Source organism: Pseudoalteromonas piscicida, assembly GCF_000238315.3.
Classification (GTDB): domain Bacteria; phylum Pseudomonadota; class Gammaproteobacteria; order Enterobacterales; family Alteromonadaceae; genus Pseudoalteromonas; species Pseudoalteromonas piscicida.
Window position 1 is genome coordinate 3,113,874 of sequence record NZ_CP011924.1, and the last position, 21,803, is coordinate 3,135,676.

Sequence of the window (21,803 nt, forward strand, 5' to 3'; positions counted from 1 at the left end):
TGTTCCTTATAATTCAATCATGTTGAGTTGCACATCGTGGTGCTCGGCTAAGTCGCCTTTATCACGGCACGAATTAGTCGTGTAAACGGTATCGATCAGTCCACTAAAAACGCCTAATCCTTGAGAGAAAATACCGTGTGTTACGTATAGCGCAATTGAGTTAGCGCCTTGTGCTTTTAGTACCTTAGCAAGTTCAGTGAAGGTTCTGCCACCATCGCAAATATCATCAACGATCAGTAAATCTTTACCCTTTACCTCACCGAGTACCTGCGATTGTACAATTTCACCCGTTTTAAGATTACGTACTTTTTGTGCTTGGATAACCTCAACCTCACCACCAAAATGCTGCGCAATTTTCAGTGTTTTTTTACTCGCTCCAGCGTCTGGTGAAACTAAACTGAGTGCACCGCACTGCAACTGTTGCTGTAAAGCCGGACACTGAGATATCAATGTCGTTTGTTCAACATTCTCTACTCGCTCAAGGAGTGCAGGTACGACGTCGCTATGTGCATCCCACACGGTGACTTTGTCTAGTGCCAGTTGATTGATAAGTGACGCCATCACTTTTGCACCTAGCGCCTCACCCGATACGCATACTCTGTCTTGGCGCGCGTAGGGGAAATAGGGTAACACTAGTTCTATTGGCGTCCGCGCCAAACAAAGTCGCTTCAATGCATCCACCGCCATCAGTAAACACATGATATGAGAAGAATTGGTCACTCTGGCTGTGATTTGAACTTTTTCGCAATCACGGAAATCAAATGCCTTGAAACGAATATGCTCTTCCCCACCAGAGAAGGTAAACGCTTCATATTTAACATCTTTTTTGTTTCCAGAGAATTCATAACTCGTGACTTTCATAACCTTTCCTTAATAATGTCCCTAAGACACAAATAAGGTATCAAACATTTTTTGATCAATCAACACCTTTATGTCTAAAAGACATTTAATGTTTATTTTTAACATAGGGATATTCAGTATATTTGCCATACTGGCTACAATTGTTTATTGTGTCTAAAAGACACAAACTAAAAATATCATGAGCCCTGATTACGATTTAACCCAATACCAAAACCCACTGTTCACGGTAGACAGCGTGCTATTTACAATTTTGCAGGACAGCTTAAAAGTGCTGCTGGTGAAACGCGCTAACGCTCCCTTTAAAGGCCGCTGGGGATTACCTGGAGGGTTTGTTGATGTTGAACTGGATGACAACACGGATATGAGCGCGCTACGTAAGATCAAAGAGAAAACCAGTGTCGCCCCACAATACCTAGAGCAACTTCAGGCCTTTTCTGGGATCAACCGTGATCCGCGAGGCTTTAGTGTCACCTTGGTTTATTACGCCTTGATTTCACCTCAGCAAGTGGCAACGCAAATTGACTCGGTAGATGATGTGAGATGGGTAGATCTTAGCGAGATCCCAGATCTCGCCGTGGCTTTTGATCATAAACACATTATTGAAAAGGCCAAGGCAAGGCTGCAGCAAAAGGCGTTATATTCCATGATCCCGGTTTATTGTTTGCCTGATCAATTTACCATTGGACAACTCAAAACCGCCATCGAAGCCATTATAGCCAAACCCATTCAGCGCAAGAGCTTGGTAAGACGCATCGAAGCCTCAAATATGTTTGAAGCACTGGACGAAAAGGTCAAGTCAGGCGGACGGTTAGCACAGCTCTATAAACTAAAGCCTGATGTCGATATTGTGCATTTTGAGCGAAATCTGAGCTTAGGATAAAAATGCGGTTGTGGCAGTGTTCAGTTCAAAGATAAAACTGCCCCTTGCAGATAATCAAGCTCCTGACACCGCATTTGCAGTAACTCAATAAAATCTCTGGTATGAGTCGGTGGAGTCCGTTGATTTGGCCAAAGTGCGTAGATACTGCGAATAAATTGGCAGTCACCGATATAGCTAAATGCGGTTTGAGATTGCGCTGCCAACGCTGCAATTTCTGTCATCGGCAATACGCCCGCACCGTTAGCCGAGCTTACCAATTTACGCACTAAGGTAATATCACCCACATAAGAGACGTGGCTAAACTGCGCCAGCAGTGCTCGCCACTCATCGGTTGCGGGTAGTTGCGATGCTTTAAAGGGCAAAAACAAGGTTTTTGTAGTCGCAATATTCTTGGCTACCACCGCTCTTACCGCAATTTGCCCCAGCCGCTTTTGATAGACGCTTGAATCATCCAGCTCCCCAACTCGCACGGTTAAATCAAACCGCTTTTGGCTGAGTAAGGCCACGCTATTAGCAGGCTCCACATGCAATTGGATCTCAGGATGCTGGGCCTGAAACGATTGCAGCGCATTATACAAAGGACCAATCATTAAGTTTTGCGGGCATAACAGGTGAAAAGTAGACGCTTCTAGTGTTGATAACGCCTCACTTTGCGCTTGTAAGGCGAGCAAAGACTCCGCCATTTTATCCACCACCGCCTGACCATGATTCGTTAATGTAAGTCCTCTGGCGCTACGCAGTAAGAGCGGATAACCGAGTTTTTCTTCCAGCGCTAACATCCGCTTAGATAAGGTCGGCGCGCCTATGCCAAGGTCTTCTGCCGCTTTCGCAAAACTTCCTCGGCGGCTTACCTCAACAAAGAGTCGTAAGTCATCTAGCATGGTTATCTCCGCAATCTTAGCTTTCCATTTTTGCCATTCTGATCGGCTGGCAACTCCCTACAATCATACCAACAGCCAAAGGAGGAAACATGCAAAAACTCATTTTTACATTACTGCTGTGATTGTGCCTGTCGTTTATGGTGTCTGGATGGGTCACGTACATCAATTTGGGATTAGTGGCAGACTTCACCACGCGATGGGCGCATGCCTTTGCTAATGCTTGGCCGGCCTCGTTCATCGCCGCCTATGTTTTATCAGCCCCAGTTACCGCCGTTACTAAACGCATTATGGAGAAATACCATGGCCAACAGCCACAATAACGTCAACTTTATCGCCCATATCACACCTAAAACCGCGCACTATCAAGATTGTATTAACGCCATCCAAGAGATCTTGCCAGCCACTCGAGCAGAAGCAGGATGTTTACGCTTTGAACTTTATGAAAACGAAGCTGGCACCCAACTCACCTTAGTCGAACGTTTCATCGACCAAGCCGCATTCGATTTTCATCATCAGCAAGCTTACACCAAACAGGTATTTACACAGTATCAAGGATGGTTGGCAAAAGCGGTAGATATAGTCCCTTTATCGCCTATATGGTAATTAAAGTGAGAATCATCAAAAAATTGAAAGGATCGAGAGGATACTTATTTATTGCCTACCTACTTGAATCAACTTTTAGTGGGGTCATTGCATAATTCAGTGGTTTGATAAGATATAGCCGTCATGACTTTGCCCAAGCTTTTATCACTGGGTAGTCAAAATTAACGGTAAATAGACACTCTGTATATGGATGTGAGAAAAAGTACCTAAAGCAATGGAAGGTGTACACACTTTCCATTGCGAAATAGCAAAGCTTAGAAGCTTAGCATTTTTTTAACATGACAAACTTGAGGTAATACATTTTTTTGCACCTCAAATTGTACTCTGTCGCCTTCAGAGATTGTCGCTGCGATGTTTGTTACTCTTTCAAGAATAGTCGGATCGCTGTAGCTTACAGTACCATTCATTACGCAGCGGAACTTACGTCCATTAGAGTCTTGAGCATTTACCGTTAAATGGTTTTCGCTCACATTCATAGAGAAAGTGCCTGCTTGGCTGTGGTTTAACACAACTTCAGCAGTTTGGATGACCACGCTACCATAATCTACTTCTGTGATTTTTACTTCAGCAGCAGAAGCCGACCCTGCAGATACACCTAACGCTAAAACGGTTGCACCCAAAACTTTGTTTAATGCTTTCATTGTATATTAGAACGTGTTGATCTTTACAGTATAAAAAGCAAACAGCATTTGGGTTGGTTATAATACTTTCGCCAAAAAACAAACAACTTCCCCCAAATGCCTAGACTAATGCTAACTGATGAAAGCTGGCTATTACTATCCAGAATTATGTATTTAACAGGACGAATTTATAATAAGCCCGAACACAGAATGACACTTGAAGGTATTTTATATCATATGAGAACAGGTATCCCTTGGCGTGATTTGCCACGTGAGTTTGGTGATTGGAGTGTTGTTTTTAGACGTTTTAATTTATGGTCTAAGAAAGGTGTCATGACTGAAATCTTTGAGTTTCTTTCTCGTTTAAATGACCCTCAGTGGTTATTTATTGATGGAAGTATTGTGAAGACTCATCAAGATGGAGCAAGCGTTAAAGCACCTCTCGAACAGGCAATAGGTAAAAGTCGCGGTGGTAATTCGACCAAAATACATTTGGCTGTAGATAGCGCAGGTCTTCCTGTTCACTTTGAATTATCTGGAGGCCAAGCTCACGATGTTAGTTATGGCGAGTCACTTATTTTATCTTCGCCCAAAGCAGGGTTGTTGTAGCAGATAAAGGCTACGATAGCCAAGCATTAAGAGAATTGATTGAAAGCCGTGATGGACAGCATGTCATTCCGAGAAAAGGGAATAGCAAACAGGGTAATGATGATATTGATTGGTGTCTTTATCGTTACAGGCATTTGGTTGAAAATGCATTTCTGAAGATAAAAAAGTACCGAGGGGTTGCAACTCGTTACGATAAATTAGCTAGAAATTATCATAGCATGCTCGCTTTAGCCTTCTCATTAATGTGGCTACCTATGTGGGTTGATTGAATTACGTACACCAAAGATCAACAGGCTCTAGTCCTTTATACATTTATTAAATTTAAAAGCCCTTGAAATTTAAGGCATTGCAAACTTAACACATAACAAATTTAAATAAAACAAAACAAGTTTAGATATTTTTTAACACAACACGTAACTAGTTTAAGATTCAATTTGAACAAGCCTTATTAACTAAAGGTTTAATGAGTTCAGAATCGCTTTCAATATCTGCCCTCTATCTGAAGTTACTTGAACATTATTTAGCGAACAATAAGATAAGCTAAACCATTGAAAATAAATGACTCGCTAAGCAATAATGGCCGTGTCGTACAAATTAAAAGGAAACATTTTTGATCATTAGGAGTACAGACTCACTTTGTATAAGGTAATTTTGAGCACCTAAAATACCATCATGCGAGTCATTGGTTTAGTTGCGATAATTTCGGTGAACACAATGGAATGATAAGACGCCGAAGGGGGTGATAATCGATCATGACATTTATTTAAACTTCATCAGCTTACTGGATGTGCCAGCATTAGCTGAACAACCTAACGCTGGAAAACTAGGCAAAGGTTAGAGTAACCAAGGTTAAGAGTTCATATTAAAAATCCAAGGTTAGAATCTTTATTGTTCACCCACAAAATTGTCGCCCCGCAATATAGTTTCATACTGAGTGAGGCTGTAGAGCCTGTTTTTTGGTTTGGAAACTTATGGTTGGGAAATAAAGTATCATACTCAGTATTTGTTATTTAGGGGTCGGCTGCTTAGGTACCTGAACTGGCCGAGGCGGTGCGGGCGGTCTTCTATTTGGGGGCCCTCCTCTTTCTTTATTCGGTATGATTTGCTTTGGTTTTTCACTCATCATCTACTCCCAATCTTTTATTGAGCTTTTTCTGTGCACTTTCCTGCATACTTTTACTAGAGAGTAGATCAGGATTATAGTTTGTCGAATATGTCTTCAATCTTGACTTTAGTTGAAGAAAAGTTTTGTTATAGTTAGTTACATCAAAATCTGGAAAGATCGCCATCTGCTCTTGAAATGTTTCAAGCTCTATTCGGAGGTTTGTAAAGTTTGCAGCCAATTTGGTGTTATTTTCCAATTTCTGTTGAACTTGCAGCGCAGCATGTACAATTGACAATAAGGATGCTACAGCGGCGATAGTGACCCATATTTGCTTAAATCCTTCTTCTCCCCACAATTGCCAACCAGCTATTGCGGACCCAGATGCAGTTAAAGCAATCAATATTTTACTAACAATATCAAAAAACTCCCACCTTCCAGCCAATATAGAAATTAATATCTCATGGTAATACGCATCATAGTATGCATTCCATGTAGATTCCCATAATTTATCTCTATCGCCAGATTCAGTCATTCTGTCCACTTCCCTTCAACTAACAATTACACCACCTCAGGCTCTTGCTTTTCACCCTTCTCTGGGGACAGTCAATTATATTGGTGAGTGACATACACACCCAGAGGAGTACCCTAGATCATCGGTGCACTATGTATCATCATGGTCGATACACTTAAAACTGGAACCATCAAGGTACCGAATACTTTGAGAGTAAAAAGAACTCCTAATGCAGGGCTTTCACTTAAATATTTCCATTAACCAGCCTAGATAGCTCTTAATAAAGCACCTTTAGATTACACAGAGGGCGGCGCTTCATAGCTTCAGCTCTTTCGCTATACCAGCTACTTCTTGATTTTTACTTTTTTAAGCTGCTGTCTTCGTGCCATGTTGGACCTGATGTTTGAAATTGTTGAATTCATAGAGCCTTCTAACTCCTGTAAACTACTTACATAAACCCTTTCATGTCCAACAAGCTTTTTAGCTGATTTGTTCTTTTGATGTATGCATAGCTTTAGTATCATTTGAAACCTTATCTCGCTATAGGTTTTGTTACTTCATCAATCATAGTGTAAAGCTCTGAAATTTCCTCATTAAGTTTATCCATCTCTCTAATTTGTGCGCTGAGCAAATAAAGCTGATTAGCAAAGCAATACGCTAACTCTGGATCGATATTTTTATTAAAAACATTTCTAGACTCACTATCGATACATAGGAAACCCCAGTAATGTTTATATTCCCCATCAGCAAATTCTTTCGTGGTGATATGCCTTATAGGGCAAACTAAAGTGCTTTGGTATCCCAGTCTCCAATTCGAAACCTTAGGCCTCCTAAACACTCGCGACTTAATTAAAGGCTCTCCCACTACAGAGAAGGAGCTGTTTTTATAATTCCTATTTAGCCATCTATCTTTTAAATTATTATCCAAAAAATAACGGCCATACTCATTATTATCACCGAATAAAAGCTCAAAATCTGTGTTATCTGATAGGAAATGCTTAACATCGATAGAATTCCTTACATCAGAATACCTAACAGAAGAGTTTGCATCCCTAGCATGCGTTTGAAGTTCTCCATCAGGTGAAAGAGTTTTGATACAAACACTACATCTACGACCTTTAAGTAAGGTGAAGCACTTTGAAATAGCGTCAGCTAATTGCGTGTACAGTCTATGGAACTCTTCTTTTTCCACTCGCCCGTACCTTAGTTCTTGTAAGTAGTCTTTCATTAAATGAGATGAATGCGCTAAAAACACTATAGACTCACTATACCGGTGATGTTTTTGAGACTCTCTATAGAAAATATATCCTATTAAAAATATAACTGTTAAGCAGAGAAAAGTAGAAAACACATATTCTTGAATACTTTCTGGAGAGTAAAAAAAACTCGCAGTTCCAGTGAAAATACCTACAGTTGCGGCGAAGCGCCCAAATATAGGCCAAAATGTAATTGGTTTATGCTTTGGTAACTGTTTTTCATATGCACTTAATATCGTGTTGTTCAAGTTAGTAACTCCCACACTCAATAAATCGCTTCCAATATGCGAACACAAACTTAAAAATTAACAGAAAAATAACACAAATGTCAAAGTATAAAAGTATATTATTGAACGATAAAGTCACTGGTGATTTATATAAATGCAGATTAATAAAAATAAAGCTCACCACGAGGTTTGATGTGCTACAGAAGTACTAACTGTACGAAGCTAATACTCCATCCAGATAACCTTGAGCAAAAGCAGCTTGCACACTCTTATGCCTCACTGTCCCAGCTTGACTATCTGGTAAGTTATTGTAATTTATATTTAAAGACTTAGCCCTCGCAAGCCCTAGTGTACGCCCCTCGTCATAGGCACACCCAGCACACTTATGACGACCATTAAACTGGCTCTGATCTGAAGGCAAATTCTCGAAAGAGCTGTCATACCTATGTTTTTTTTGACAAGTCATTTTGTTACTCCTTTTTAGCTCTTGGTTGCTCCCCTCTAAAAGGAGCTAATTCCTTTACCCACGAAGACAGTGTCTTAGCGCGTCTCTTTGCTGTATCAGGGCTCAAACTGGGACATCTATCTGACAAGAAAGCAAACGCCGATTTCGGTTCAAGATCTCTTAAAGACTTCACTCCAGCCCACTTTATCCAAGCCCAGCCACACTCACTACTTTCGAAGCGAATTGCCGCTACTCTAAGCTTCTCTTCCTGCTCCAATTGTTCAAATTGGAAACCTGCAGAGTGAATACCACTACCTTGATTAAGGAAGCCTAGCGCCTTTGCCGCATGAATATAATATAAAACCTGTCTATCTGTAGTAACACCTATTTTTTCAGGCGTCACAACTTCTCCCGACGCTTTGATGGACACCACTTGAAAAACTTTACTTAAATTATCTGCTTGAGGGACCTGTGAACTCGATATCCAGCTGATTGAATCTTGGCGCATCCTAGTAAGTATTTCACGGGCTTTCTCTTCACTAATACTCAATTCCGCGCAGTATTCAGATTCTTTACTAAATTGAATCTTCACCTTTCCTTCAATAATACTTTCTAAAAGTTCTTCCTGTAGTGGTCAACTAATTTTGGCCACAGTTTTAGAATCTTGGTATCTAACCTCAGATTCATTTGGCGCTAAACCAGCATTATAATGATGAGGCCTAACGTTGTTATAATATCCGTTGATATAATCACTCACACCATATTTAGCATCTTTAAAGTTTTCGTATCCAACCTTTGGCATCCACTCCGTTTTAAAGCTTCTAAAAAATCGCTCCATTGGCGCATTATCCCAACAATTTCCGCGCCTGCTCATACTTTGTGTAATTTTATAGCGCCATAAACGTTGGCGGTACTTCAAGCTTGTATAATGGCTTCCTTGGTCTGAGTGAAACATCAATCCACTTGGTTTACCTCTGCTTTCATACGCGAGTTCAAGCGCTTTTAGCGTTAAGCTAGTATCTGGCGACAACGACATTGCCCAACCAACGACTTTACGTGCAAATAAATCAACAACGACCGCTAAATAGGCCCAGCGATTGCCTGTCCAAATATACGTCACATCACCGCACCACACCGTATTCGGCTCAACAACATCAAACTGCCTGTCTAGCAAATTTGGGATTTCAAGATGCTCATTACCACCCCTTTTATATTGATGTTGTGGTACTTGGCAGCTCTCTAGTTTTAGTTTAACCATTAGCTTAGCGGCGCGATAACGGCTTAATTCAAAATCGTTATTCGTTGCGATTGCTGCGATTGTCCGTGCCCCAGCTGAACCGCCGCTCATTGCATGTATGGCTTTAACTTCAGCTTCTAGCCTTATTTGCTCTGGTGTAGGCGTTGTATCCCGTATGGCCCAATATTTATAGCTGCTGCGATGCACATTGAATACGCTACACAACACGCTAATTGGGTAACGCTCTCGTTGATTTAATTTCTCAATTAACGAGAATTGTTCAGGGAGTCGGACATCAAGAGAGCGGTAGCCTTTTTTAATATATCCTTTTCTAATTCAATGCGTTGGATTTGCTTTTTAAGTTCGCGGATTTCAATTTGTTCAGGTGTCATTGGTGACGCTGTGGGGGTCTGGCCATTCCGCTCTTGCTTCAATTGAGTTACCCACTTACTTACAGTTGATTTACCAACCCCCATAGCCTTAGCTGCATCTTCTTGTGTGTAGCCTTGGTCAACTACAAGTTGAGCTGTTTCTAATTTGATTGCCGCAGAATAGGTTGCGCGTTTTAATTTCGTCATTTTTTCACCCAAATTTGTATGCAAATAGCATAACATTTCTTTCTTAATGGGTGGCCAAATTAACTATGCCACTACAGTGGGACATCCTGTGTATAATGTTGAGGCCATTCATTGACTGCTTGATTCATGTTTCTAAATAATCCTTTTTCAGTACGCAAATAGAATATATTCTAATTAGGTGCCACAATCAATAGTTAACCTTTCAATAACATTTTCTACAGCTTCTGATAAAAGGTCATTCCCATAGAAATTTCTTCCATTTCTGATTGCCGCAACACCGGTGCTTCCAGATCCCATAAAAGGATCACAAACTACATTACCTTCATCAGAACTCTGTTTTACGAGTATTTCTAACAATTCAACAGGTTTCTCTGTTGGATAACCTCGATAAACTCTCGGCACTTGTAAAACATCCGGAACAGACAAATCATTTAGCTTCCTCTTTCCTTTTTCAAAAAAAAGAATAAATTCGTATCTTGCACGATAATGATAACCCATCCCAATTTTCATTTTATCCCACACAATAGGTTTCCAAAATTTGAAACCCTGCTCCTCTGCTATCGACTTAACTATAAATGCAGTTTCTTGATCACAGAGCATATAAAAGTGACTGTTCTTTTTTAATACTCTGTACACGTTTTTGAAAAGCGATTCAAATCTAGAGTTCGGAAATATTTCAAACCAACTATTGCTAGACGCTTTACTATTTTTTAATCTTGTAGTCGTGCCTACCTTTCGATGCTTTTCTAAAGATTCATATGGCGGGTCCGTTATCAATAAATCCACACTCTCAGCCTCCAGTGAAGCTAGAAAATCCACTGCGTCTGTATTACCTAAGATTAAGTCTTTGATACTAACACCCCAAAGGCACTGTATATAATAACAGCGCATAATAGCTCAAAAACCTAAAAAACTCGATGCATTATCGTTATTATTTTTTTACTATCGGCTAATGATGGTTAAATCAAGGAATAAATATGACAGGTGTAATAAAGTTACCAATCTACTTTGTCTTTGCTTTTTTGCTATTGCAAAACATTCTGGGAATCTGGTTGGTATTTGAAGGAGTAATCAATGGTTTCAACTTCATTACTTCTCAGCTGCATAATAAAACTGATGCTATAGATTCAACAACTATCTTAATGCTTTTTACATGCACAGGCGCCCTACTAGGAAGTAACATTCTCAACGTTATTTCTTTTCACCGCTACATAGCTATTGAGAAAAAGTTTGATCCAGACCATGTATGGGGTTTTTTTCTCAACCCCTTTCTGTCCATAACAATTGGAGCGGTCGCCTTTGGCCTACTGCAAGCAGGCCTTTTCATCCTAAATGGCTCAAATATAGTTAAGTCAACAAGCCATGTTCAAAGCTTCGGGTATCTCGGGTTCGGAGCTATTGCAGGATATAATTGGGATGTATTTGTACAAAAAATTCAAAATGCGTCTAAAAGCATTAATATAAATAAATAGTTAATTTTGGATCGCGAAATTAAAATTAGAGGCTAAATTTATTTGGATACACTCTGCCCACCTTTCAACCTCCACCCAAGAGAAAAGCAACTTGATAAGTTTTCAAATGAATTAAAGAGTAGGTAGTTAATATCAACTCATCTACTTCCAAAGCTCAGAGACAGCTTAGAACGAATAAAGGTGTCCCCAATCTCCCACTCAAGTGTATTGTTCTCATTGGCATTAACAGCTTGATCCACCAAAGTTATCAGATCTTAAGGCAAAGCTTAAAAATACTGCTTGGCTCTCAAGGCCAAGAAAAGGTGGAATGAAAGTTTTGATATTCAAAGTCTAGATCTCAAGTAGTGGAATAGACTACTCACTAACAGCCCCATTCAAAGAATAACTAACAATTAACTCCAAGTACTCAATATGATACTTTATTGTACGGGGTGAAACTTTATTGTTCACCCACACATGTGTCGCCCAGCAATATAGTTTCATACTGAGCGGGGCTGTAGGGCCTGTGTTTTGGTTTGGAAATTTGAGGTTGGGAAAATAGAGTTTCATACTCGATGGCTTGTTACTTATCAATACTGGCTTTCTTAGATAATAAAGATTCATACTGGCTAATGAGTGGTGTCTCTGGATGGAAAGTAAAGTCAAATCACAGCACAGACGCTTAAACAATCCCTATTCTACATATATATATTTCGATACGAACCAGCTACAGTTTTCATCAGTACATATGTCTTTGAAATCTTCTTTCTCATAATCAAGAGGATCAAGTTCAGTGCTAAAAACAACGTAGTAAAGTGTCTCAGACTTTACAGTTGTAAAATAACTCAAGGTTTTCTTTGAAGATTTGAGTGACACTAATCTTTTCATAAATGTAGACTCTGTTTTCTCTTCTGAAGAGATTACATCATAAACATTTGGATACCGTGCATCTACTTTCTTCAAAAAACGCCCTGCAGCTTCAACCTCATAAACAACCATAGGCTTTTTATCTAGATTGTAAACGAGCTTCGATTTTCCTTTGTTCTCAATAATAATTTCTATAATTAGACCTTTCGTTTCATTCAAAAAATCTTTATGTGATGAGGCGTAGTTAACAATCTTGAAATCCATTGCGATTGTTGAAGCCTCAGTATTTTCAATATCTTTTTTTAGCTCTCGTAATTTTGCTTGCTCTGATAATAGAGCTGTATTTGCTCTCTCAGCTTGTTCTTGAATATCAAAACTGTAGTATGCCCAGATCCCACCAAAAGCAATCGCCACTGTTGTTACTAAATTTTGCAACGTTTCTGAAGCTGAAAGCGTTTCGTTTAAACGACTTGTCTTCCAAATAATTAAAATGCCGAAACCAACCAATATAGCCAAAAAAGCTAATGAGAGTGTCAACGGTAAGTTAAATACTGGCTCTATAGATTCAATTGTCATATCCCAGTCTCATTATTGGGCTTTGCATTAGGAAACCCCTCTGGTACTTTCTCTTCGAGTTCAGGAGGAAAAGTCGCTAACTTCATGTCTTCCTTAACTGCTTTGATTTCTTTTAGTGACGTTTTGTTAGGTTTCGCCAATTCTATTTCGAGTTTACTCTTATGTAATTCAAAAGGTGTGTGCCTCACAACGCCATCGTGTACCTTATTAATATGCTCACTATTAGCACTTATTACTTGTCCATCTTCTTCACTCTGAAATGAACTATTTTCTCCCATACAGCTGGTTAGAGAAGCTATAAATAGTAGCATAGGAACACGCTGCTCAAAGCTTACACTCCCCCATACAGAACCTGGTGAAGTGAAGATACTCTTATTTGATAATGTGTAACCACCGCTTTTTCCAAAGTCAGTGTAGGCATCTAAAAATTGATTTTGGTCGGTCAGAAACCATTCAACACTACTCGGGTTATTTGAAAATAACTCAAGCTGCTGAATTATTCTCTGAAATTCTGTTAAGTGAAACTGAGAGATATCTCCTTCATGTCCTATCTTATTCGTGAAGTGAAACTTCTTTCCTTGAATATAGCAGCTGTATAGCCAGTGAGTTAGGAGTTCAGAGTGTGCTTGAAGAGAAAATACGCTTCTTTGAGAATTGAGCGAGGCTTGTATTGGTGGTGGCAAAGTAGATCTTAAACGCTGTTCCTCCCATTTCACATCTCGCTTCAATATACCATTCAATTCACGTGTAATAAAACCATCATCTTTTTGTATTTGGACCTTCAAAGGCTTAGAGTCTACATAAGCTTGTGATATCACAGTTCCAACTAAAATATGCGAATGAGTCAAAGTAAAAATGGTATCACCAACCTTAATATCTTCAACAAGCATCCTTATCTGATTATAATTCGCGGTCATTTGAGCTGTTACAAGCCTATCGTCGACAGGTAAAGATTGATTAAGTTTATTGAGTTCTTTTTGGATTCGCGGTAGGTGTTCAGCTGTAATACGTCCTTCAGAATCTAATCTAACATGATCCATATGGCCCAATGCAACAACACCAGTCTTAGCAAAGAGGTTAAAGTCAACTCCGCTTCTCCCAGCCCTTACTACCCAATATTGGGAACCCTCTGATATTTCTGGTATGTTCATTTCACACTATCCTTACAGTCTTATATCATTATATTTTACATAAATATTTTCATTTCTCATCTTTTAAAGAACTTAATTTTCACTACAAAATTCACTCCATATAGATACATGAAAATGTATGCAGTCGCCACTATTCTATCAATTAAGCCACGATACTCTTTCTCTGGCCAAGATAGTTAAAACAGTGGTACAATGTCGCGAGCAGCCAGGAGAACTAAGTAATAATGCCAGTCACCCCGTCACCACTCCGCTACCCAGGTGGTAAAACAGCCATTACCCCTATGGTCACAGAGTTGATAAACACAAATAACCTTCGCACAGCTCACTATGTGGAGCCTTATGCGGGAGGAGCTGGTTTAGCACTATCGTTACTATTTAATGGCTCTGTTCCACATATCCATTTAAATGATATCGACATTTCTATATGGTCATTCTGGCACTCAATACTTTACCGCACGGACGAATTTATAGAGCTCATTGAAAAAACAGATATAACGTTAGATGAATGGCATAAACAAAAAGCAATTCAAGAATCAAAAAATATCGTAGATAGTCTTACTCTTGGCTTTTCTAGCTTTTTCTTGAATAGGACAAATAGGTCTGGAATCATTCAAAAAGCAGGAGTTATTGGCGGATTAGAGCAAAAAAGTAGCTATAAGCTAGATTGTCGTTTTAACAAAGCAGACCTCATTCTCAAAATAAGAAAAATTGCCAGCTTTTCCAATCAAATCCATATTTATAACATGGATGCCATTGATTTTATTCAACATATTGAGACACACATTGACCGAAGCTTTTATTGCATCGACCCCCCATACTTTGTAAAAGGCCAAAGCTTATACACTAACTTTTATGAGCCAAATGATCACGAACGCCTGGCTTATGCTATTAGCGAAATAAAGGGAAAGTGGGTAATGACTTACGACTATGCTGAAGCAATAAAAAACCTATACTCAAAGTATAGGCTTTTTACTTTTTCGTTGAACTATAGCGCAGCAGACAAAAAGAAAGGTACCGAGCTGCTTATTGCTAGCACCACTCTTAGGGTTCCTCAGAAATTAAGTTTGAAGAAAGTGTCAAAGAAAAGAGCTAATTGCATTGCGACTTTATAGATTTAGACCCTTTTTGGATAGTATCTCAAGAACTCTCCCTCCAGGAACTAAGCTTATCGATGCGTGTCTATGAGCGAGGGCTATAGGAACAATCGCATTTTCATATAACTCAAGTTCAAAGTGAGTAATTAAACTCATTGCTAATTTTAGCTGTTCTCTATAGCGTTCGACTTCAACTTTTTCTTCAGAAAATCTAGCTTTTGAATTACTAGTCGCTTCTTCACCTTCGATATGAGAAGGTACTTTTTTGGCGAATGGATAAACTAGGCCAAAAACAAACACCTTCCCGCTTCTTGTTTTAAATATAAAATCTTGCCCGTAGTAGGTTTCATGCCCAAAGTTGGCGGATGTTTCTGAACGAGCTGCAATATACTTGTGGCGATATTCATCATCTATTACTCTAAATGCTCCCATAGGAATGTAGGGACATAAAGCCTTAGCATGTTCAACGGCAGGGCCTGTTTTTTGTATACCAATAATTAGAGGGGGTTGATACCCCTTTTCAACCAGATGTTTCCTGACTTTTTCATATAGTCTTAGCAGTCTCGTGTGAACTTTTGCTGGTTGCCCAAAAATGGCCAAAGGACCATCAACAATAAATGCCATCCTACTCAATAATGACGGATCTCGATACCCAACCATACGGATAAAAGATGCAATAATCAGATGCTCAACTACATTCATAAACCGAGTAATAGCTGAGCCATTATCACCAAGGTCTGATATTTGCTCATGAATCCTCATAACATCCGTAATATAGACATCCTTCTGACATGCGACGCAACGCTGTACTTCTTCACTTTTTTTAAACTTAAATTCTTCTTTGCTACCACAAGCAGGGCATAGCTCCAGTTCAACTTCTCCATCATCTATCGCAAGTAAAGTTCCTACAACATTGAAGTTATCATCATTAGTGAAACTAGTGCGCATATCAGAAAGTTGCTCATAAACTGCCAGCCTAAAACCATCTTTGACTGTTTCCGCTCCCTTATACCTAACATTACATCCAGGTAAAGTAAATGAAATGGGATCTCCGCTACGGTGAAGCTCCGCCACTTTGAATGGATCAACAAAATTTGAATTAACCGGCTGAAGGTTGTCGAATTCAGATACCTCTATGATTATCATACTATTCTTAACGTAGCCTATTTGTGTACTCGGAAATAAACCCGAGATAGCTTCTTTGTACGGGCTAGCATCAGAGGCTACGACATAGTCTGGCAATTTACTGTTTCCATCCTCCCAATACACATAATCCTCAGTAATTTTTTTCGCCTCTTCTGCTGAGGGCTGAGTTAAACATTTACATTCGTTAAGGAAGTTTTGTACATCCGGGTTTTTCACTAAATCAATATGCCCCCCCTTTCCAGCTGACTCTCTGCTATATGGCATCAAGCACCTCCTTGCTGTTTTATGATCGTATATTCCCGCGCGAGCTCCTGCGGTGTGAATCGATTAATTTGCGTAGGTACAACGAATGGAGAGGAAAGCGTTTTTATACGCGCGAAACCAACATCTTGAGCTGTTTTTAGTGATTCATGAAAGTCTGAAAAGTCATAAAACTTTCCGAGAGCTCGAAGTTCATCCTCATTGTTCAAGTGTGTTACAAACCAATTTTCAGTGTTGGCTAGAATATTTGGATGTATCGAAGATGGTTCTTGAGTAGCGTAAACAAAAGCAATTTTAGCTTTAGCCCCTTCTTTTGCTATTCGTGGCCATACTCCTGTTAAGTCATCTTTCTTACCTATTAGGTTATGGGCTTCTTCAACATAAATGACAATGTTTGAAAGAGGCTCATTCTTATGAAAGCGACTCATGGAGCTCGTAAGGATATGGCGTGCAATGCGTAAAGCCATTGCTTTACGAACCATTTCAGATCCTACCGACAAATCCAATATAACAATTTTACCTGACTTCAAATACTCGTATATTTCAGCCTCAACCTCATTACTACGACTGACACTATGGTAGTCTGCTATTGGACCTAGATAGCTTTTAACTCGTATTGGCATATCTGTTTCATTCTTGCCAACAATTAAATTACATAAAGCTTTTAAATTGTCGTCAAGCCAATCATCACCCGTCTTCTTGCTCCTAAGCGATGGCCAAACCCCACTAGGGATTTTTGTATTTTTTGTTCTGAACTCCCTTTCTGCAACTTCGTATTCTTTCCTAATTTTTTTATCTGCACTTCTAGCATCAGTGAAAAATTTCACAAGCTCACCTAGTGATACACCCGCTTTATAATCTGGGAAAAAGCTCTCTGCTTCCTCAATCAACTCTGCTTGTGATGCTTTCTTACCAAGGCGCTCTTCTAATTGGATGACAATCTCCGAATAGTTTTGCTCAAGTATTTGTCTTTTGACCTCCTTCGATATAGATAAAGAAACTTTGTAACCCTTCGTAGCTTGAAACCCCTTTGAATAAATCAATGCTTTAAATGCGGCCATATGCCTTTTGAATCGAGATTTTTCACTTTCGCTTGCATCATCAGGAAGTTGGTCTAGAGAAATGGAGGAGACTAAAATTCTCATGTCGCCAGCCGTGATATTTTCATCTCTCAAAATATCCTGAATGATCTTTAGACCAACATCAGGCTGCTCGTAAAAATTATTCCTTAAATCACGTACGTCTGGATCAGCGCTGGGCATACCTCGGTATCGAATAACATCACCATGAAATACATCAGCTATTGAGCTTCCATCATCTTGTTGATTCACATTTGCATATTCGCCATTTATATCAAATATAATTTGACCAACGGCGGTACTATCCTTTGCTGCGGACATAGCAACTGACGACACAGTCGTCTTTAAAGTGTTTGATTTACCTGTTCTAGTCATGCCCAATATGGCTGTCCTGCGGGCTAAGAAATCTGTAGGTTGTATTTGTACAGGTACAAGAGTTTCTGTTTTAGCCCGGTGTAACCTCGATGTTGACGTATACCTGACAGTTCCAATTTTGATTGCTGTAGGCAAAGCACCAAAACCTGATTTTTTTGCTTCCTCTAGTGCTTTCCGCTTCACTTCTTCATTTACGTGATTCACTATGGTACTTAAAGCCTCATCTCTCGGTTTAAATACTCTCATTCGACTAGTTGACATGTAGTTCTCAATGTCACTACCTAGACGCAACTCACCATTATCAATATAAAAAGTACCTAAGATCCTGCATCTTAATCCCCCCGCTTGTAGTTCTGAGTGAGTCAACACATCTAGGCCATCCAGTTTATCGTTTGCAAATACTTCGCCTGATGTTCGCCTTTGATTGTGCTCGATTCTTGTCCGAACAAAATCTTCATCTGTCGGTAATTTAGAGGGTCCTAGAACCCTCAAAAGAATCACCTCCCTGTCCAGCTCTGTTGCAACGGAGATATTGTTTGGGTTTAAAGACGTAGCGACAAGAAAGCTATTATGTGGTACTCCCGCTACCGCCTCCTTAAATGAGTCATTCGTAAGAACTAACGCCTCACTAAAATCCATAGAGTAAACGTATCCGACCAAGTTTTCTCTGGGTGGCACCCCGAGTAATTGCAACAACTTATCTTCCGTCCCCAATAAGTTAGTAATGTATTTATTCATAAGAGATGTACTTCCTTTATCCGCGCCTCATATTATGGACCGTTTTAATATATGCTTAGTGAAACAAGTTCACCCAATGGCTTTCAAGATGATAAATAATTGTAGTTGTATATTAGTTGTTGGTGGCTTTCTAACTAAAATGTTTAACGAATCGAGCAGCCCACCTATTCACATCTTCCTCACTCAATCTACCTTCATTCTTTGAAGGCTGATGCGACACACTTTTGTGATTGCCTTCACCAACCAGCGCATCAAAGTATTTCTTTGGCCAGCAGAATTGGTTACTAAGCAGCCCTTGCTCTATCTCCGATATAAAGTCTCGTAACTTGCCTTTTGGCGCTAATGCTTGAGCCGAAATGATTTTGGTGGCGATGGATGCTCTACCATCTGAAGTATCCACTTCTAACAGGAAATAGCCTTTGTTTTTATATTCAATTCGTACTACAGCCATACACCTCGCAGACCAATCATTCATCAAATGGCTTCTACTTCGGCCAACAGCAGGCAGCTTACGAATGACAGGATTACTTTGCTTAACGCCATGCTTTTTTTCTAATATCTCCAGCATTTTGAAGAAGCTATCGAACTTGTTGAGATATAAGTGGGCGTTGTCGGTTTGGTCATCAAGACCATCAACTGCGGTTCGTGGCGTGTCACCACGTGAATTTGAATCATCGGTGCTTACCTCGGGTGGTAGGGTGCTGGGTTTGTCTTCGTCCTCTTTGCCCCCTAAGCTATTCCGAGCTTTGGCGTAAACTTTACGAGTGCGAGGAACTCTGTTGTATATGCGCTGTGTTGCATCACAGAATATCAATGCAGACTCGTTATCTTCGCTTCCATCGCTTTCTTCGTCGATTTCTCGCTGCGAAGGCAACTGTGGGTAGGTGCCGCCTTTTCCTTTACCCGAACTAGGTTTGATTTCGGTTGAATTTGGGTGCAAATAACCAATATCCGAAATGTCAGGGAAGAACAAACCATCTAACAATTCTATGCGATTGATAAACCATGTACTTTCATCACCTGACTTCCAACCTCTTGCCGCCACTTTTACACCCTTGAGCTGAGGTGGATCGAATCGAAACGTCCAACGCTCTACGTTAGGTGCCCTAACTCGCTCTTGCGAAAAATACTGATAGATACTGTTAAACGAGTTTTTAATGTCACTGTTTAACAATAACCAAGCAATTTGATGTCTAAACCCTTCATTATCAAACAGTACTTTTGGACATAATGTTGTTGGTAAGGCGTTGATCACGAGCTCCAAAGGAAACTCTCTATCATCGTTGTTTGGGTCTTGGTCAACGTAAAACTCTAAGTCGAGCGCACTATTAATTAATGCGGCGTTTGCCAGATAGTTGTTTGTAAAAAATAAGCCTCTGGCCAGCTCCAACTGTGGTAAATAAATGGTTTTGCCTGCACTTTCAAACACAAAGCATTTTTGCGATTGTTCTTCGCTCAGCTTATACGTCACTAAACCGCTGTCGCCCACCGTGGCAGTTTGCCAAAATGCACGGTCGGGTAAGGTAAATTTAATCGGGAATCCTGGAGGGATGGCATCAACAGTTTGGTTTAGTACGACTTGTCGGCTTAAATAGGGTAGCTGGCTAAACTTAAGGGCTTTGCGCGTGGATTGCTTAAAGCGAACACCAATATCCCAAGTTTTACGGTCATTGTATTTAAACAGATTACCTATCGCCTGTATTCTGGCGTTGTCTGGTAGCGTTTTAAATCTATCAACTTGGTTCATACTTTACTGCAAATCCTAGCAATTGCGACGCGAGTGGTCGGGTCCTTTTCTCGTTTAGCCCTGCCATACGTTCAATTCGCCAAGTTCTGAGTATTTGATGTTTTGCAATACAACGAATACATGCCACAGCGATACGACGGCATTGATATTCCTCTATAGTTTCACAATATTTATTAAAAAACAATTTACATAAAGGTAACCTATGTGTTTTTTTGATCTGAGACAATGGAATGTTTGCGTGGGTTGCAAACCAAGTGATTGTATATCGCGCAGTATCTACTTGATTTTCAACTTTATTCATTAAATTAATTAGTTGCCTAACAAATTCCTTATCTCTTTTCGGCCAATCAACCCTACTTGGTTCTGCAACATTTGGTCGCATCGATCCTTGATTAAATTGCATGAGCCACTGTTTGTCATGTCGATACAACCATGTGTAGAGGTGAGCAAAACCGTTTTGCCTCGCGCCTTTAACGCCAAACTTGGCCACAGCACATTGCCACTTTGCGCGACGTGCTTGGTCTACAAGCGCAGGTTCTATGCTAACAGGCACATCATCATATGGGGTGTGCGGTAATGCTGATGCAGTACTGAGTATGCTCGCCATATCTAACTGCTCCTCATAGCATGCTTGCCACACCAGTAGGTGCTGAAGGTAGCTAAATGATTTTCTGTGCTTTCTAAACAAACACTTCAACCAATTAGTGTCTTCATTCTTGTTTATATCGAGCCCAAAGCTTGCGAGGGTATGGCTGCCCCAATACCCTAACACTAATTGTGCGATCAGCGCGTGCTCAACCTGCTTACCCCTTACAAACCCCAGCTGATAAGCCAAGTGATGATAAAAATAGCGCCATTGCAACGGATGTATATGGTGCTCTGACAAGTTCAGCAGTTGCTGTGCATATTCCGCTAGTAGTGTGATTTTGTGGTTTGTTTGATTTGGATTTGAATGCAAAAGCACATAAGGGCTCAGCGCAATAAATTGGTGCCTATGCAACACGCTTATTAAAATAGGGCTGTTTATCAATTGCACGCCATGCTCCGCACATACTGATAAACCAGGCAGTTGCCAGCGCCGCGTCCAAAAAGGTTCTCCATATTGTTCTATTTGCTTTGTTATGCACAATGGGCAGTAACGCAGGTAGTGCGGGCTTTTAACTTTGGATGCGGCTTTGCCTAGCTGTACTTCTGCCGAGTGCCTGCAATCGGTCAGTAGCTCATGTTTAGCTTGAGCTGCAATGTCGAGGTGCACAAAAGGTGCGTACAACGGAAAAAGCGTATGCCCCTGTAACAGCTTGTATGGTGTTAAATCAGCGTTACCTTGATAATGAGCTGAGATCTGCGATAAATGCCCTTGAAAGGCTACTGAGGCGATTATTTGGCGGTTTTGGAATACCTCATCAAGCAATTGCTTGGGTGACGTGATACCTGCGTGCACACCGTACCTTGCAATGACGCTGTAAAGCAGCTCATCAGGGTAAGGTACGGGTAAACAGGCCATG

The 21,803-nt window shown here is 40.2% G+C and carries 22 protein-coding genes; 6 read left to right on the forward strand and 16 right to left on the reverse strand.

The window, feature by feature from the left end; translation table 11 throughout:
• Positions 1-6: 6 nt before the first annotated feature.
• Complete coding sequence (prs, locus tag PPIS_RS14445; RefSeq protein ID WP_010376575.1) at positions 7-861, reverse strand: ribose-phosphate diphosphokinase; 855 nt, start codon at positions 859-861, stop codon at positions 7-9.
• Positions 862-1,039: 178 nt separating this feature from the next.
• On the opposite strand from prs, the gene PPIS_RS14450 reads away from it, so the two are divergent.
• Entirely contained in the window at positions 1,040-1,741 is a 702-nt protein-coding gene (locus PPIS_RS14450; protein WP_010376576.1) for an NUDIX hydrolase, read from the forward strand.
• 20 nt (positions 1,742-1,761) lie between these two features.
• On the opposite strand, the gene PPIS_RS14455 is transcribed toward PPIS_RS14450, so the two are convergent.
• Together PPIS_RS14455 and PPIS_RS25405 are read right to left on the reverse strand one after the other, a co-directional pair.
• Entirely contained in the window at positions 1,762-2,622 is an 861-nt protein-coding gene (locus tag PPIS_RS14455) for a LysR family transcriptional regulator (RefSeq protein WP_010376579.1), read from the reverse strand.
• Between the two features lie 16 nt (positions 2,623-2,638).
• Complete coding sequence (locus PPIS_RS25405) at positions 2,639-2,860, reverse strand: hypothetical protein (RefSeq protein ID WP_010376581.1); 222 nt, start codon at positions 2,858-2,860, stop codon at positions 2,639-2,641.
• On the opposite strand from PPIS_RS25405, the gene PPIS_RS25410 reads away from it, so the two are divergent.
• Both PPIS_RS25410 and PPIS_RS14465 read left to right on the forward strand, forming a co-directional pair.
• Positions 2,799-2,942 (forward strand): DUF2798 domain-containing protein, encoded by a 144-nt coding sequence (locus tag PPIS_RS25410; RefSeq protein WP_010376582.1) that lies wholly within the window; start codon positions 2,799-2,801, stop codon positions 2,940-2,942. The two genes, PPIS_RS25405 and PPIS_RS25410, sit on opposite strands and share 62 nt — an antisense overlap.
• Positions 2,923-3,225: a putative quinol monooxygenase gene (locus PPIS_RS14465; RefSeq protein WP_010376584.1), complete on the forward strand. Its 303-nt coding sequence runs from the start codon at positions 2,923-2,925 to the stop codon at positions 3,223-3,225. Before PPIS_RS25410 ends, PPIS_RS14465 begins: the two co-directional genes overlap by 20 nt.
• A 254-nt stretch (positions 3,226-3,479) precedes the next feature.
• On the opposite strand, the gene PPIS_RS14470 is transcribed toward PPIS_RS14465, so the two are convergent.
• Positions 3,480-3,866, reverse strand: coding sequence for a hypothetical protein (locus PPIS_RS14470; RefSeq protein ID WP_010376585.1), 387 nt, complete (start codon positions 3,864-3,866; stop codon positions 3,480-3,482).
• Positions 3,867-3,962: 96 nt separating this feature from the next.
• On the opposite strand from PPIS_RS14470, the gene PPIS_RS14475 reads away from it, so the two are divergent.
• Positions 3,963-4,723, forward strand: a protein-coding gene (locus PPIS_RS14475; protein WP_211219532.1) for an IS5 family transposase whose coding sequence is annotated in 2 segments (ribosomal slippage) — positions 3,963-4,446 and positions 4,446-4,723 — 762 coding nt in all. Because the reading frame shifts where the segments join, the coding sequence is not laid out codon by codon here.
• Between the two features lie 846 nt (positions 4,724-5,569).
• On the opposite strand, the gene PPIS_RS14480 is transcribed toward PPIS_RS14475, so the two are convergent.
• From PPIS_RS14480 to PPIS_RS14510, 6 genes are all read right to left on the reverse strand, one after another.
• Complete coding sequence (locus tag PPIS_RS14480) at positions 5,570-6,091, reverse strand: hypothetical protein (RefSeq protein WP_010376588.1); 522 nt, start codon at positions 6,089-6,091, stop codon at positions 5,570-5,572.
• A gap of 511 nt (positions 6,092-6,602) precedes the next feature.
• Positions 6,603-7,574: a hypothetical protein gene (locus PPIS_RS14490; protein WP_010376589.1), complete on the reverse strand. Its 972-nt coding sequence runs from the start codon at positions 7,572-7,574 to the stop codon at positions 6,603-6,605.
• Between the two features lie 187 nt (positions 7,575-7,761).
• Positions 7,762-8,019 carry a hypothetical protein gene (locus PPIS_RS14495; protein WP_010376591.1) on the reverse strand — a complete coding sequence of 86 codons (258 nt, stop codon included), beginning with the start codon at positions 8,017-8,019 and terminating at the stop codon, positions 7,762-7,764.
• 4 nt (positions 8,020-8,023) lie between these two features.
• Positions 8,024-8,590 carry a hypothetical protein gene (locus PPIS_RS14500; RefSeq protein WP_010376592.1) on the reverse strand — a complete coding sequence of 189 codons (567 nt, stop codon included), beginning with the start codon at positions 8,588-8,590 and terminating at the stop codon, positions 8,024-8,026.
• A gap of 42 nt (positions 8,591-8,632) precedes the next feature.
• A protein-coding gene (locus PPIS_RS14505; RefSeq protein ID WP_096040897.1) for an IS3 family transposase occupies positions 8,633-9,813 on the reverse strand; the annotation gives its coding sequence in 2 pieces (ribosomal slippage) (positions 8,633-9,555 and positions 9,555-9,813; 1,182 coding nt in all).
• Between the two features lie 174 nt (positions 9,814-9,987).
• Positions 9,988-10,704, reverse strand: a complete 717-nt coding sequence (locus tag PPIS_RS14510) for a DNA-methyltransferase (protein ID WP_010377707.1) — start codon at positions 10,702-10,704, stop codon at positions 9,988-9,990.
• 86 nt (positions 10,705-10,790) lie between these two features.
• Between PPIS_RS14510 and PPIS_RS14515 the strand changes: the two genes are divergently transcribed.
• Entirely contained in the window at positions 10,791-11,285 is a 495-nt protein-coding gene (locus PPIS_RS14515) for a hypothetical protein (RefSeq protein WP_010377706.1), read from the forward strand.
• A 672-nt stretch (positions 11,286-11,957) separates the two neighbouring features.
• Here the strand turns inward: PPIS_RS14515 and PPIS_RS14520 are convergent.
• Together PPIS_RS14520 and PPIS_RS14525 are read right to left on the reverse strand one after the other, a co-directional pair.
• Positions 11,958-12,707 (reverse strand): hypothetical protein, encoded by a 750-nt coding sequence (locus tag PPIS_RS14520; RefSeq protein ID WP_010377704.1) that lies wholly within the window; start codon positions 12,705-12,707, stop codon positions 11,958-11,960.
• The gene (locus PPIS_RS14525) at positions 12,704-13,858 is read right to left on the reverse strand and encodes a hypothetical protein (RefSeq protein WP_010377703.1); all 1,155 of its coding nucleotides are present in this window, start codon (positions 13,856-13,858) and stop codon (positions 12,704-12,706) included. The genes PPIS_RS14520 and PPIS_RS14525 overlap by 4 nt, the downstream gene beginning before the upstream one ends.
• 224 nt (positions 13,859-14,082) lie before the next feature.
• Between PPIS_RS14525 and PPIS_RS14530 the strand changes: the two genes are divergently transcribed.
• Positions 14,083-14,970, forward strand: coding sequence for a DNA adenine methylase (locus PPIS_RS14530; RefSeq protein ID WP_010377701.1), 888 nt, complete (start codon positions 14,083-14,085; stop codon positions 14,968-14,970).
• On the opposite strand, the gene PPIS_RS14535 is transcribed toward PPIS_RS14530, so the two are convergent.
• From PPIS_RS14535 to PPIS_RS14550, 4 genes are all read right to left on the reverse strand, one after another.
• A complete protein-coding gene (locus tag PPIS_RS14535; protein WP_010377699.1) occupies positions 14,965-16,362 on the reverse strand; it encodes a DNA double-strand break repair nuclease NurA in 1,398 nt (465 codons plus the stop codon). The two genes, PPIS_RS14530 and PPIS_RS14535, sit on opposite strands and share 6 nt — an antisense overlap.
• Positions 16,362-18,551, reverse strand: a complete 2,190-nt coding sequence (locus tag PPIS_RS14540; RefSeq protein WP_010377697.1) for a helicase HerA domain-containing protein — start codon at positions 18,549-18,551, stop codon at positions 16,362-16,364. Before PPIS_RS14540 ends, PPIS_RS14535 begins: the two co-directional genes overlap by 1 nt.
• 130 nt (positions 18,552-18,681) lie before the next feature.
• Positions 18,682-20,298 (reverse strand): Tn7-like element transposition protein TnsE, encoded by a 1,617-nt coding sequence (locus tag PPIS_RS14545; protein ID WP_010377695.1) that lies wholly within the window; start codon positions 20,296-20,298, stop codon positions 18,682-18,684.
• Positions 20,285-21,802 carry a TnsD family Tn7-like transposition protein gene (locus tag PPIS_RS14550; protein ID WP_010377693.1) on the reverse strand — a complete coding sequence of 506 codons (1,518 nt, stop codon included), beginning with the start codon at positions 21,800-21,802 and terminating at the stop codon, positions 20,285-20,287. Before PPIS_RS14550 ends, PPIS_RS14545 begins: the two co-directional genes overlap by 14 nt.
• Position 21,803 lies beyond the last annotated feature (1 nt).